We start from the raw sequence: 13216 nt of genomic DNA, 5'->3' as shown, positions 1-13216 counted from the left end.
CATGATCCTGCCTTTGCTCATACTCATCCCGTTTATCGGCGGCTTTCTGTGCTGGCAGACCGAACGCTTCGGGGTAAAACCGCCCCGCGTGATTGCGCTGATTACCATGCTGCTGGAGCTTGGTATTGCGCTTGGCCTGTGGTGGCACGGCGAATACCAGCTCGATGGTGTCATCGGTGATACTCCGAACTGGGTGCTTGAATTCCATGCGCCCTGGATCGATCGATTCGGCATCAGCTTTCATCTTGCCCTGGATGGCCTGTCGCTGATCATGATCATGCTGACCGGGTTTCTGGGCGTGCTGGCGGTTACCTGTTCCTGGGCTGAAATTACACGGCGGGTTGGTTTTTTTCACCTGAACCTGCTGTGGATCATCGGGGCTGTGGTCGGCATCTTCCTGTCGGTAGATCTATTTTTGTTCTTCTTCTTCTGGGAAATGATGCTGGTACCGATGTATTTCCTGATCGCTCTGTGGGGACACAGTGGATCGAAGGGAAATTCCCGTGTCCGTGCGGCAATGAAGTTCTTTATTTATACCCAGGCGTCGGGCCTGTTGATGCTGGTGTCGATTCTGGGGCTGGTCTTCATGCATTACCTGCAGACCGACGTATTTACGTTCGATTATGCGGCGCTGAAGGACACCACCCTGTCCGAGCCGGTCGCCATGCTGTTGATGCTGGGCTTTTTCATTGCCTTTGCCGTCAAGCTGCCGGTGGTGCCACTGCATGGCTGGCTGCCTGATGCGCATGCCCAGGCGCCTACGGCCGGCAGTGTGGATCTGGCCGGAATCCTTTTGAAAACGGCTGCCTACGGCATGCTGCGCTTTCTGATGCCCATGTTCCCCGAGGCGGCGATGCAGTTTGCGCCGATAGCGATGGGGCTGGGGCTGGTGGGCATCTTTTACGGTGCGGCCATGGCGTTTTCCCAGACGGACATCAAGCGCCTGATTGCCTGTTCGAGCATTTCACACATGGGATTTGTTCTGATCGGGATCTTCTCCAATAGCCTGCTGGCCCTGCAGGGCGTTATCGCCCTGATGGTGGCTCACGCCTTTTCCTCGGCGGGATTGTTCATCATCAGCGGTCAGCTGTACGAGCGGCTGCACACCCGGGACATGCGCGAGATGGGCGGTCTGTTCGGCAAGCTGGGCGCTCTGCCGGGATTTGCGCTGGTGTTTGTGATGGCGACACTCGGTATGCCGGGAACGGGCAACTTCATCGGGGAATTCCTGATTTTGTTCGGAGCCTTTGAGGTGGAACCCTGGGTGGTGGTGGTCGCAAGTATCGGGCTGGTGCTGGCCGCGATCTATTCGTTGATCCTGATGCAGCGTGTGTACTTCGGCGCAGCCAAAAGCGAGGCTACCTATCGGGGACTGGATACACGCGAGTATCTGATGCTGCTGTTGCTGTTTGTGCTGACGGTGGTTGTCGGATTTTTCCCGCAGTTGCTGCTGGGCGTTACCGAGCATGCCATGAGCGAGATCCAGACCTGGGTCGCGACTGCCACCACTCCCTTGTCTTCAACACTGTAGGGCCGCCATGAATCTGACAACTTCACATCTGATTGCGCTTTTGCCGCTGATGCTGGTTTGCGCAACGGTCGTCATCGTCATGCTGGCCGTGGCCTGGCGCCGAAACCACTTCATGAGTGCCACGTTGACGGTCATCGGACTCAATGCGGCCCTGCTGGCACTGATTCCGGCGGCTCAGGTGGCGCCGATTCAGGTGACGCCCCTGTTGATGGTCGATCATTACAGCCTGTTTTACATGGGATTGATTCTGGTGGCGGCTCTGGCCTGTACGACGCTTGCCTACGCCTATCTTGAAACCCTGCCGGATCAGCGTGACGAGTTTTACATGCTGCTTGGATGCTCCGTGGCCGGTGCTCTGGTATTGGTGGCCAGTCAGCATCTTACGTCGCTGTTCATCGGGCTGGAGCTGATGTCGGTGCCGTTGTATGGCCTGGCAGGATACGCTTTCAAGGAGCGCACGTCGCTGGAGTCGGGCATCAAGTACATGGTGCTGTCAGCCATGGCCAGTGCCTTCCTGCTGTTCGGTATGGCGCTGTTGTATGCCGAGAGTGGCACCCTGTCCTTTACTGGTCTGGGGCAGCAGTTGAGCGCGGGCGGCCTGGCCAGCAACTGGGTCATTCTAGGGGTCGGCATGATGGTGGTCGGGCTGGGCTTCAAGCTGTCCATTGCGCCGTTTCACCTGTGGACACCGGATGTATACGAAGGAGCGCCGGCACCGGTCTCCGCCTTTCTGGCTACTGTCAGCAAGGTGGCGGTGTTTGCAATGCTGATGCGGTTGTTCAGCCTGGCTCCGGCCACGGCGGATGGCTGGCTGCATACCATCATTGCCGTACTGGCAGTGCTGTCGATGGTTGTCGGTAACCTTCTTGCCCTCATGCAGAGCAACCTCAAGCGGATCATCGGGTATTCCTCGATTGCCCATCTGGGGTATCTGCTGACTGCGCTGGTAGCCAGTGACGGGCTGGCTCTGGAAGCCACGGCCGTGTATCTGGTGACCTATGTCGCGACGGTACTGGGGGCCTTCGGAGTGATTACCCTGGTTTCAAGCCCGTATCGAGGTGCCGATGCCGGACTGTTGTACCACTATCGTGGCCTGTTCTGGCGCCGCCCTTACCTGACAGCCGTACTGACGGTCATGATGCTTTCGCTGGCAGGCATACCCATGACGGCCGGGTTTATCGGCAAGTTTTATGTGTTCAGTGTGGGGGTCGAGTCAAGCCTCTGGTGGCTTGTCGGGGGCGTGGTGCTGGGCAGTGCGCTGGGCCTTTACTATTACCTGCGCGTCATGGTGACGTTGTACCTGTCACCGGCCGAGCAGCCCGGGCGTGATGCACCTCATGACTGGGCGCAGCAGGTCGGGGGGCTGATGGTGCTGGTGCTGGCAGTGCTGGTGCTGATCATGGGCGTTTACCCACAACCGCTGATTGATCTGGTACAGATGGCAGGCCTTCAATTCCCGATCTGATGGCTGTCTGCCATCATCAAGACGCCGCCCACAGGGGCGGCGTCTTTCATGGCGATGAAATATCCATGCAGGTCAGCAGGCTGGCCTGCCATCGACTGAAGTTATCATCACTCGTCATTAGATAGCGATTCTCACCGATCCGGGTCAGTCCTTCAAAGTTGTCCAGTAACCAGCCATCGCTGGAGTACAGGGTGGCCAGCGGGGAGACGGTCGTGCTGCCATCCTGTTCAAGATGAATCCGGCGCAGGGAGATGGCCAGTGGCCGCGGAGGAGCGAAGGCGCGCTCGATCGCCAGCAGGTCATGCCCCAGCGGCGCCAGAGCGGTCAGACTGCTGCCTGAGATATCGGCCAGTTGATAGCGCCAGAGATGTCCCTGAAGATCAAACAGTCGCGTAGTGTGATCCGGCATGCCGGCCGGTGGACGTTCCAACCCGGAAATCACACCGAAATCGGGATGATAGGTTACCGCTTCCAGTCCGCCATTGTAGCGGGTGCCCTCAAGGGCATCCGGGCGTATCGGTGGCCCAAGAGCGCGTCCTTCAAGTGAAAACAGCTGTAGTCGATCATTGAGCTCCAGACCAATCAGCAGGGCTCTGCCGCCATGAAGTCTTGCCACCAGCGCCATGCCTTCGGCATCAGCCTGCTCGGTAGTCAGGGGCTTGCCATCGGTGTCGGTGAGGGGGACGGCACTGTCGATATCGAGCCCGGTCAGGTGATTGTTTTCATCAAATGACAATCGCCCCTGAAACAGGTAGCCGCGATCGGAAAGCAGATACAGGGTATGGGTATGGTCGTCGTAGGCCAGGTCCGACAGGCCGCCAACGCGAATGCCTCTGATGGCACTGTCTGACAGGTTCAGTGCCCCGCACCAGTGAACCGAGGGCGAGGGGTCAGCATTGCCGTTTCCCATGCTGACGGGGCCGGCCAGGGTACAGCCACTCAGCAGCAGACTGCCGGCAAGACTTGCGCGAAGCAGGTAGGGGGGCATGGGCATCCGCCTGATCATGAGAATAAGGTATAGTGCCGACTTTTCAACATACACCACCGACAAGGGGAGCGCATATGACACGTATAGCCATAATGGGTGCTGCCGGACGCATGGGGCGCGTGCTGATACAGGCGGTTGCTCAGGAGGAGCAGGCTGAGCTGGCGGCAGCCATTGTCCGTCCTGACAGTTCAATGATCGGTGTGGATATCGGCGAGCTGGCCGGCCTTGGTCGGCTCGGTGTGGCGACTCTCGGTGATGTGCGTCAGGCGGCAGATGACATCGATGTACTGATCGATTTTACGACCCCTGCGTTAACGCTTGATAATCTGGCCTTTTGTGCCGACCACGGAAAGGCCATCGTGATCGGCACGACCGGCTTCAGCGAGGATGAGCTGGCGGTATTGGACGGCTACAAAGAGCGCGTTCCCATGGTATTTGCGGCCAACATGAGCACGGGTGTCAATCTGTTGGTCAATCTGCTTGAAACCGCTGCAAGGGCGCTGGGCGAGGCCGGGTACGATATCGAAATCATCGAAGCCCATCATCGGCAGAAGGTTGATGCCCCGTCCGGCACCGCATTGATGCTGGGGCAGGCGGTAGCTGCGCCGCTGGGGCGAACGCTTAAGGAACATGGAGTTTTCTCGCGGGAGGGGCAGTGTGGCCCGCGTCGAGACGATGAGATCGGGTTTGCAACCGTGCGTGCCGGCGATATTGTCGGGGAGCACACGGTGCTGTTTGCCACCGAGGGAGAGCGTATCGAGCTGACCCACAAGGCATCCAGCCGCATGACCTTCGGCAAGGGTGCGGTTCGTGCTGCCTGCTGGGTGGCTGATCAGCCGGCCGACCGCTACGACATGCAGGATGTCCTGGGCCTGAAGTGAAAAGGTCGGGTAGCGTTGGTGCCATAAAAACGGTATCATCGATCCAATTTGGCTGCGGTCAAGCCCGTTTAGCCGAGTGATAATCAAAAGAAGCGGGATGAAACCTTTACTGGATTTCGTCCCGCTTTTTTGCGACCTGCAGGCCCGGCGCCACCATCATCGCCAGCAACGGCCGAACGCTGGCTTTGAGAGGGGCCCGGGCAACTGATCAAGCCCTGGGAGGATGTTGCGTTGAAACCCGCGATACTGGCATTAGAAGATGGCACTGTATTTCACGGCATATCCATTGGCGCCGAAGGACAGACCAGTGGTGAAGTCGTTTTCAATACGGCGATGACCGGTTACCAGGAAATACTGACCGACCCCTCCTACTCCCGACAGATCGTTACCCTGACCTACCCCCATATCGGCAATACCGGTATCAATGATGAAGATGTCGAGTCAGACCGCGTGTGTGCTGCCGGTCTGGTGATTCGTGACCTTCCGCGTCTGGCCAGTAACTTCAGAAGTGTCAGCAGCCTGGATGATTATCTGCGTGCCCAGAATATTCAGGGCATTGCCGACATCGATACCCGCAAGCTTACCCGTATCCTCAGGGACAAGGGCTCGCAAAACGGAGCCATTCTGGCGGGCAGTGAGGCAGAAGGTGACGACGCCGTTGAGCGTGCGCTGGAAGCTGCCCGGGCATTCCCGGGGCTCAAGGGGATGGATCTGGCCAGGGAGGCCAGTATTACCGAAGCTTTTGAATGGCATCAGGGGGAGTGGGCGCTCGGGCAGGGGTATCTCGATGCAGCCGGGCTGGAACGTCCCATGCACGTGGTGGCCTACGATTATGGAACCAAGTTCAATATCTTCCGCATGCTGACAAGCCGAGGCTGCCGGATTACGGTCGTGCCGGCGCAGACGCCTGCCGCTGAAGTGCTTGCCATGAATCCGGACGGCGTATTCCTGTCCAATGGGCCTGGTGACCCGGAGCCCTGTGATTATGCGATCAAGGCCATCGCCGACATTCTTGCTGCCCGCATACCCGTGTTCGGTATCTGTCTGGGGCACCAGTTGCTGGCACTCGCCAGTGGTGCGCGCACCATCAAGATGAGTCACGGCCATCACGGTGCCAACCACCCGGTGCAGGATCTGGACAGCGGTGTCGTCATGATCACCAGCCAGAATCATGGCTTTGCAGTAGATGAAGACAGCCTGCCGGACAATGTGCGTGCCACCCATCGGTCACTGTTCGATCAGACGCTGCAGGGCATCGAGCTGACCGACTGTCCGGCGTTCAGCTTTCAGGGGCATCCGGAAGCCAGCCCCGGGCCGCATGATGTGGCGCCCCTGTTTGACCGCTTTGTGACGCGCATGATCGAACGCCGGTCAGCGGACTGATTACGCCCTTCGCCTTACTATTCACGGTTTTTCGCGGACACTGTCATGCCTAAACGTACAGACATTAATAGCATTCTGATCATCGGCGCAGGCCCCATTGTGATTGGCCAGGCCTGTGAGTTCGATTACTCCGGCGCCCAGGCCTGCAAGGCGCTGCGTGAGGAAGGATATCGCGTCATTCTGGTCAACTCGAATCCGGCCACGATCATGACGGATCCCGTCATGGCAGATGCGACCTACATCGAGCCGATCACACTGGAAGCGGTCACGCGCATTATTGAAAAGGAACGCCCTGACGTCGTGCTGCCGACGATGGGTGGCCAGACGGCGCTTAACTGCGCGCTGGAGCTTGATCGTGCCGGTGTACTTGAGAAGTACGGTGTCGAGCTGATCGGAGCCAATGCCAAGGCAATCGAGAAGGCTGAGGATCGCGACCTTTTCGACAAGGCCATGAAAAACATCAATCTGGAATGTCCGAAGGCCAAGATCGCTCATTCCATGACAGAAGCCTGGGAAATTCAGGGCGAACTGGGTTTTCCCTGCATCATTCGCCCGTCCTACACCATGGGTGGTTCCGGGGGCGGGGTGGCCTACAACAAGGAAGAGTTCGAGGAAATCTGCAATCGCGGGTTCGAGCTTTCTCCGATACGTGAGCTCCTGATCGACGAATCGCTGCTGGGCTGGAAGGAATACGAGATGGAAGTTGTTCGCGACAAGAGCGACAACTGCATCATTGTATGTGCCATCGAGAACCTTGATCCGATGGGCGTGCATACAGGGGATTCCATTACCGTGGCTCCGGCCCAGACGCTGACGGACAAGGAATATCAGTTGATGCGTAATGCATCACTGGCAGTGTTGCGCGAAATCGGTGTTGAAACCGGTGGGTCCAACGTTCAGTTCGGTATTCATCCTGACACCGGCCGCATGGTCATCATCGAGATGAATCCGCGGGTATCGCGTTCATCGGCGCTGGCCTCCAAGGCTACCGGATTTCCGATTGCCAAGATCGCAGCCAAGCTGGCGGTCGGCTATACCCTGGACGAGCTTCAAAACGATATTACCGGCGGGGCGACACCGGCCTCTTTTGAACCCTCCATCGATTACGTTGTTACCAAGATCCCCCGTTTTACATTCGAAAAGTTTCCTCAGGCCAATGATCGTCTGACGACGCAGATGAAATCCGTGGGTGAGGTCATGGCCATCGGCCGTACCTTCCAGGAATCCCTGCAGAAGGCCCTGCGTGGGCTGGAAATTGATGTGGACGGGCTTGACCCCAAACTGACGCGTCATGACGAAAGTGCCATGACACAGCTGCAGGGCGAGCTCCAGCGTCCGGGCGCCGACCGGATTTTCTATGTGGCGGATGCCTTCCGTGCCGGCCTGAGCCTCGAGCAGGTATTTGAATATACCAACATTGATCGCTGGTTCCTTGTTCAGATCCAGGAGCTGGTGGCACTTGAGTCCGAGATTGCCGGAAAGGGGATCAGTGAGCTGTCCCGCCAGGACGTGTTCGGCTGGAAGCGCAAGGGGTTCAGTGATTCGCGTGTCGCCTCACTGATGGGGGTGTCCGAGAAGGAGTTCCGCGATTTCCGTCATCGGCTCGGCCTGCATCCGACCTACAAGCGGGTTGATACCTGTGCGGCGGAATTCGCCACTTCCACTGCTTACATGTACTCCACCTATGAAGACGAGTGTGAGTCCAACCCGAGCAATCGCGACAAGATCATGGTGCTCGGTGGCGGGCCAAACCGTATCGGTCAGGGAATCGAGTTCGACTATTGCTGCGTGCATGCTGCGCTCGCGATGCGCGAAGACGGTTATGAAACGATCATGGTCAATTGTAATCCGGAGACTGTCTCCACGGATTACGACACCAGTGATCGTCTGTATTTCGAACCGGTCACCCTCGAGGACGTGCTTGAAATCGTCGTCAAGGAAAAGCCGGTAGGTGTCATCGTGCAGTTCGGTGGCCAGACGCCACTCAAGCTTGCGCGTGACCTCGAGGCGGCCGGGGTGCCCATTATTGGTACCACGCCGGATGCCATCGACCGTGCCGAAGACCGTGAACGCTTCCAGCACATGATCGAGAAGCTTGGTCTTCTGCAGCCGGAAAATGCCACGGCGCGCAGCTTTGATGAAGCCTTTGCCAAGGCCGAAGCGATCGGCTATCCACTGGTGGTGCGCCCAAGCTATGTGCTGGGTGGGCGAGCGATGGAAATCGTTTACTCGGCTGAAGAGCTTGAGCGCTACATGACCAATGCCGTCAAGGTATCCAACGATAGCCCGGTGCTGCTGGATCACTTCCTCAATGCGGCTGTTGAGGTGGATATCGATGCTGTCAGCGATGGTCAGCAGGTTGTTATCGGCGGGATCATGCAGCATATCGAGCAGGCAGGTGTCCACTCCGGTGATTCGGCCTGTTCACTGCCGCCCTACTCACTGCCGGCGGAGGTTCAGGATGCCATGCGTGACCAGGTCAAGCGCATGGCGCTTGAGCTTAATGTCATCGGCCTGATGAACGTGCAGCTTGCCTGGCAGGATGGCGAAATCTACGTGATCGAGGTCAACCCGCGCGCGTCACGCACCGTGCCGTTCGTATCCAAGTGCATCGGACGCTCTCTGGCGCAGGTGGCTTCACGGTGCATGGCCGGTCAGACGCTGGCTTCCCAGAACTTTACGCGGGAGCGTATTCCGACGTTCTACAGCGTCAAGGAAGCGGTCTTCCCGTTCAACAAGTTTCCAGGAGTTGACCCTATTCTGACGCCGGAAATGAAGTCCACCGGTGAGGTCATGGGTAGCGGTGAAACTTTCGCCGAGGCCTTCTTCAAGGCGCAGTTGGGGGCTGGTGAGGCCATGCCGCCGCTGACAGGCGACCGTACTGCGTTCCTGTCCGTACGTGAGCCTGACAAGGAAGGTGTTATCGATGTGGCCCGCTCTTTGCTAACATTAGGCTTCCGCTTGATAGCAACGCGTGGTACGGCTCGCGCGTTGTCTGATGCCGGCATCGAGGTTGGTGTTGTCAACAAGGTGTTTGAAGGCCGGCCGCATATCGTCGATATGCTGAAAAACGATGAAGTGGCCTATATCGTCAATACGACAGAAGGCCGCCAGGCTATCAACGATTCTTCCGTTATTCGTCGCACGGCGCTGGCGCGCAAGGTGCCCTATGCCACTACGCTGGCCGGGGCGCGCGCTGTTTGCATGGCACTTGAATACGGCAATGATATTAATGTGCGGCGGCTCCAGGAGCTGCATGCAGGAGTAGTTTATGACTAGGTTTCCCATGACGGTGGAGGGCGAGCGCGCCCTCCGGGAAGAGCTGGACCATTTGAAGTCCGTCGAGCGACCCACGGTAATTGCTGCGATTGCCGAAGCACGTGAGCACGGCGATCTGAAGGAAAATGCCGAATATCATGCTGCACGCGAGCAGCAGGGATTTATCGAGGGTCGGATTCAGGAGATTGAATCCAAGCTGTCGGCGAGTCAGGTCATTGATGTCAAAAAGGTTACCAACACCGGCAAGGTGATCTTTGGTGTGACCGTGGGGTTGATGAATCTCGATACTGATGAAGAGGTTCGTTATCAGATCGTGGGTGAAGACGAGGCGGACATCAAAAAGGGCCGCATTTCCGTTACTTCACCGATCGCGCGTGCGTTGATCGGCAAGGAAGAAGGGGATGTGGTCAATGTTCGGACGCCAGGTGGTGACGTCGAGTATGAGATAAGCGAAGTCGAGCATCTCTGATCGGCAAGTGCGTGCTGTAAAAAAGCCCCGGTAAACGGGGCTTTTTTGCTACCGGCGCTTGTCGCTGGTGCGTACCACATTTGAAAGCTTTGGCTTGGCATCGGGATTGCGGCGATAGAGCAATGCCATCTTGCCGATAGTTTGCACCAGTTCGGCCTTTGCTGTTTTACTCAGGCTTTCGAGGATCTCGCGACGTGCATCGCGGTCATTGACGGCCACCTTGATCTTGATCAGTTCGTGGTCGGAAAGGGCGCGATCCAGTTCGGCCTGGACACCTTCGCTGACTCCGTTCTCGGAGACCAGAACGACCGGGTTCAGGTGATGGCCGATGCTGCGAAAGCTTTTCTTTTGTGCCGCTGTCAGGCTCATGATATCTTCTTTACTCGCATTTAACGTCAGTTGATAGGCATTTTGCGTCTATTCTACGCTAGTCACCCGGACTCTAGCCAATGATCCTGTTCGGCGTGATCATCAGGACCCCCATGCAGGAAAAATCGTGAAACGATCCAAGTCAAGTGCCGGCTGGCTCAAGGAGCATTTTGATGATGCCTATGTGCAGCGCTCCCAGCAGGACGGTTACCGTAGTCGTGCCAGCTACAAGTTGTTGGAAGTAGATGAAAAGGACAGGCTGCTGGCGCCGGGGATGACCGTCGTGGATCTAGGGGCTGCACCTGGCAGCTGGAGTCAGATCGCCGCCGAGCGTGTTGGTTCGTCGGGAACGGTTATTGCCACCGATATTCTAGAGATGGACGGTCTGGCCGATGTAACCTTCATTAAGGGAGATTTCACGGAGAGTGACGTCTTCGATGCTATCATGGCAGAGATAGGGCGTCGGCCTGTGGATCTTGTCCTGTCCGACATGGCGCCAAACATGAGTGGCCAGGCGGCCGTCGATCAGCCTCAGGCCATGTACCTCGTCGAGCTGGCGCTGGACATGGCGACGCAGGTGCTGTCTCCCGGCGGACACTTTCTCGTCAAGGTGTTTCAGGGCGAAGGGTTTGATCAGTATCTGCAGGAAATGAGAAAGCATTTTACCAAGGTGGTGACGCGCAAGCCCAAGGCGTCACGAGCGCGCTCCCGAGAGGTTTATCTGCTCGGAAGAGAATTTCGTACCCAGGCTTGCAACGATACTCCTTAGCCCTCACCTTGAAGGGACGGGTGCTTGAGTTGATCGAGCCGTTGGAATGACGTAATGAGGGTGATCCCTTGAACGATATGGCTAAGAATTTGATTTTATGGTTGATCATCGCGGCAGTGCTGCTGACGGTGTTCAACAATTTCAGCGTCGATAATGCGCCGCAATCGATGAACTATTCCCAGTTCGTCGAGCAGGTCCAGAAAGACCAGGTCCGGCAGGTTACCATTGATGGATTTACCATCCGTGGTGAGCGTGAGGACGGTTCTTCCTTCCAGACCATACGGCCTGCAGTGCAGGACCCCAAACTCATCGATGACCTGTTGAGCCATAATGTTGTCATTCAGGGCAAGAAACCCGAAGAGCAGAGCATCTGGTCGCGGCTGCTGATCGCAAGCTTCCCGATTCTTATCATTCTGGCCATCTTCCTGTTTTTCATGCGGCAGATGCAGGGTGGTGGTGCCGGAAAGGGCGGGCCGATGAGTTTCGGCAAGTCCAAGGCCAAGCTACTGTCTCAGGATCAGATCAAGACCACCTTCAAGGACGTCGCTGGCTGCGATGAAGCCAAGGAAGAAGTGGAAGAGCTGGTCGATTACCTGAAGGATCCTTCCAAGTTTCAGCGTCTCGGTGGTCAGATCCCCCGTGGTGTACTGATGGCCGGTCCTCCGGGAACGGGCAAGACACTGCTGGCCAAGGCCATTGCAGGTGAGGCCAAGGTACCTTTCTTTACCATTTCAGGGTCGGATTTCGTCGAGATGTTCGTGGGTGTTGGTGCATCACGCGTGCGGGACATGTTCGAACAGGCCAAGAAGCAATCTCCATGCATTATTTTCATCGATGAGATCGATGCGGTAGGCCGCTCACGTGGCTCCGGTATGGGGGGTGGTCATGATGAGCGTGAGCAGACACTCAACCAGTTGCTGGTCGAGATGGATGGTTTTGATCCCAATGACGGTGTGATCGTGATTGCCGCGACCAACCGTCCTGACGTACTGGACCCTGCACTGTTGCGCCCCGGCCGTTTTGATCGTCAGGTTACGGTAGGGCTTCCGGATATTCGCGGGCGTGAGCATATCCTCAATGTGCATTTGCGCAAGGTGCCGCTGGGTGATGATGTCAGGCCCGAGTTGATCGCGCGAGGGACGCCAGGGTTTTCCGGTGCCGATCTCGCCAACGTGGTGAACGAAGCGGCCCTCTTTGCTGCTCGCCGCGACCGCCGTTTGGTATCGATGGAAGAGCTTGAGTCTGCCAAGGACAAGATCATGATGGGCGCCGAACGTCGTTCCATGGTGATGTCCGAGAAGGAAAAGCGTAATACGGCCTACCATGAAGCGGGTCACGCGATCATCGGACTTCTGATGCCGGAGCATGACCCTGTTTACAAGGTCACCATTATTCCTCGCGGGCGCGCTCTGGGTGTCACCATGTTCCTGCCCAGTGAGGATCGGTACAGTCTCACGCGTCAGCAGATCATCAGTCAGCTCTGCTCCCTCTTTGGTGGTCGTATCGCCGAGGAAATGACGCTTGGGCCCAACGGTGTGACCACCGGTGCGTCCAACGACATCAAGCGTGCAACCGAGCTGGCTCATAACATGGTTGCCAAGTGGGGTCTGTCGGACGAAATGGGCCCGCTGATGTATGACGAAGACGAATCTCACCAGTTCCTGGGTGGGCCAGGCGGCGGTGCCGGCGGTCGTTTCAGTTCTGCCGAGACGGCTTCTCGGCTGGACAAGGAAGTACGTCGTATCATCGACGACTGCTACAAGCATGCCAAGCAGTTGCTGGAAGACAATCGTGACAAGCTTGATATGATGTCTGATGCGCTGGTGCAGTATGAAACAATTGATACTGCGCAGATCAAGGACATCATGGAGGGGCGCTATCCTCAGCCACCCAAGGACTGGAATGATCATGGTCCCGCTGGTGGTACGCCTTCCAGTACGGGAGGCTTGCCGGACAGTGATCCTGACGCAAGCCCGGATCAGGATGACGATGATGTTCGTCGTCGTCCCTCGGATCCGCTGGGTGGCCCTGCAGGCCACTAGTCCGAAAGGCCGCTCTCGAGCGGCCTTTTTGCTTGTCGTT

10 protein-coding genes are annotated in these 13216 nt (G+C 57.4%); 8 read left to right on the top strand and 2 right to left on the bottom strand.

Annotation, left to right across the window (positions count from 1 at the left end):
- Nucleotide 1 precedes the first annotated feature (1 nt).
- The gene (gene nuoM / locus OQ287_RS12790; protein ID WP_265896694.1) at nucleotides 2-1531 is read left to right on the top strand and encodes an NADH-quinone oxidoreductase subunit M; all 1530 of its coding nucleotides are present in this window, start codon (nucleotides 2-4) and stop codon (nucleotides 1529-1531) included.
- A 7-nt stretch (nucleotides 1532-1538) separates the two neighbouring features.
- Entirely contained in the window at nucleotides 1539-2996 is a 1458-nt protein-coding gene (nuoN, locus tag OQ287_RS12785; RefSeq protein ID WP_265896693.1) for an NADH-quinone oxidoreductase subunit NuoN, read from the top strand.
- 46 nt (nucleotides 2997-3042) lie between these two features.
- Here the strand turns inward: nuoN and OQ287_RS12780 are convergent, their stop codons facing one another.
- Nucleotides 3043-3984 carry an esterase-like activity of phytase family protein gene (locus OQ287_RS12780; RefSeq protein ID WP_265896692.1) on the bottom strand — a complete coding sequence of 314 codons (942 nt, stop codon included), beginning with the start codon at nucleotides 3982-3984 and terminating at the stop codon, nucleotides 3043-3045.
- Nucleotides 3985-4058: 74 nt separating this feature from the next.
- On the opposite strand from OQ287_RS12780, the gene dapB reads away from it, so the two are divergent.
- The 4 genes from dapB to greA all read left to right on the top strand — a co-directional run bounded on the left by dapB (nucleotide 4059) and on the right by greA (nucleotide 9996).
- Nucleotides 4059-4865, top strand: coding sequence for a 4-hydroxy-tetrahydrodipicolinate reductase (dapB, locus tag OQ287_RS12775; protein WP_265896691.1), 807 nt, complete (start codon nucleotides 4059-4061; stop codon nucleotides 4863-4865).
- A 231-nt stretch (nucleotides 4866-5096) separates the two neighbouring features.
- Nucleotides 5097-6248, top strand: a complete 1152-nt coding sequence (gene carA / locus OQ287_RS12770) for a glutamine-hydrolyzing carbamoyl-phosphate synthase small subunit (RefSeq protein ID WP_265896690.1) — start codon at nucleotides 5097-5099, stop codon at nucleotides 6246-6248.
- Nucleotides 6249-6293: 45 nt separating this feature from the next.
- On the top strand, nucleotides 6294-9527 hold the full coding sequence (gene carB / locus OQ287_RS12765; RefSeq protein ID WP_265896689.1) for a carbamoyl-phosphate synthase large subunit: 3234 nt from the start codon (nucleotides 6294-6296) through the stop codon (nucleotides 9525-9527).
- The gene (gene greA / locus OQ287_RS12760) at nucleotides 9520-9996 is read left to right on the top strand and encodes a transcription elongation factor GreA (RefSeq protein ID WP_250938698.1); all 477 of its coding nucleotides are present in this window, start codon (nucleotides 9520-9522) and stop codon (nucleotides 9994-9996) included. The genes carB and greA overlap by 8 nt, the downstream gene beginning before the upstream one ends.
- Nucleotides 9997-10044: 48 nt before the next feature.
- Here greA and yhbY read toward each other — a convergent pair whose 3' ends face one another.
- Entirely contained in the window at nucleotides 10045-10365 is a 321-nt protein-coding gene (gene yhbY, locus OQ287_RS12755; protein WP_250938699.1) for a ribosome assembly RNA-binding protein YhbY, read from the bottom strand.
- Nucleotides 10366-10492: 127 nt separating this feature from the next.
- On the opposite strand from yhbY, the gene rlmE reads away from it, so the two are divergent.
- Together rlmE and ftsH are read left to right on the top strand one after the other, a co-directional pair.
- Entirely contained in the window at nucleotides 10493-11134 is a 642-nt protein-coding gene (gene rlmE, locus OQ287_RS12750; RefSeq protein ID WP_265896688.1) for a 23S rRNA (uridine(2552)-2'-O)-methyltransferase RlmE, read from the top strand.
- A 68-nt stretch (nucleotides 11135-11202) separates the two neighbouring features.
- Entirely contained in the window at nucleotides 11203-13176 is a 1974-nt protein-coding gene (gene ftsH / locus OQ287_RS12745) for an ATP-dependent zinc metalloprotease FtsH (RefSeq protein WP_250938701.1), read from the top strand.
- The last annotated feature ends 40 nt before the right edge of the window (nucleotides 13177-13216 follow it).

It is taken from the genome of Larsenimonas rhizosphaerae (assembly GCF_026240105.1).
Taxonomy (GTDB): domain Bacteria; phylum Pseudomonadota; class Gammaproteobacteria; order Pseudomonadales; family Halomonadaceae; genus Larsenimonas; species Larsenimonas rhizosphaerae.
Note: the sequence above shows the minus strand (reverse complement) of the source record. Positions and strands in the feature narration are given on the sequence as shown.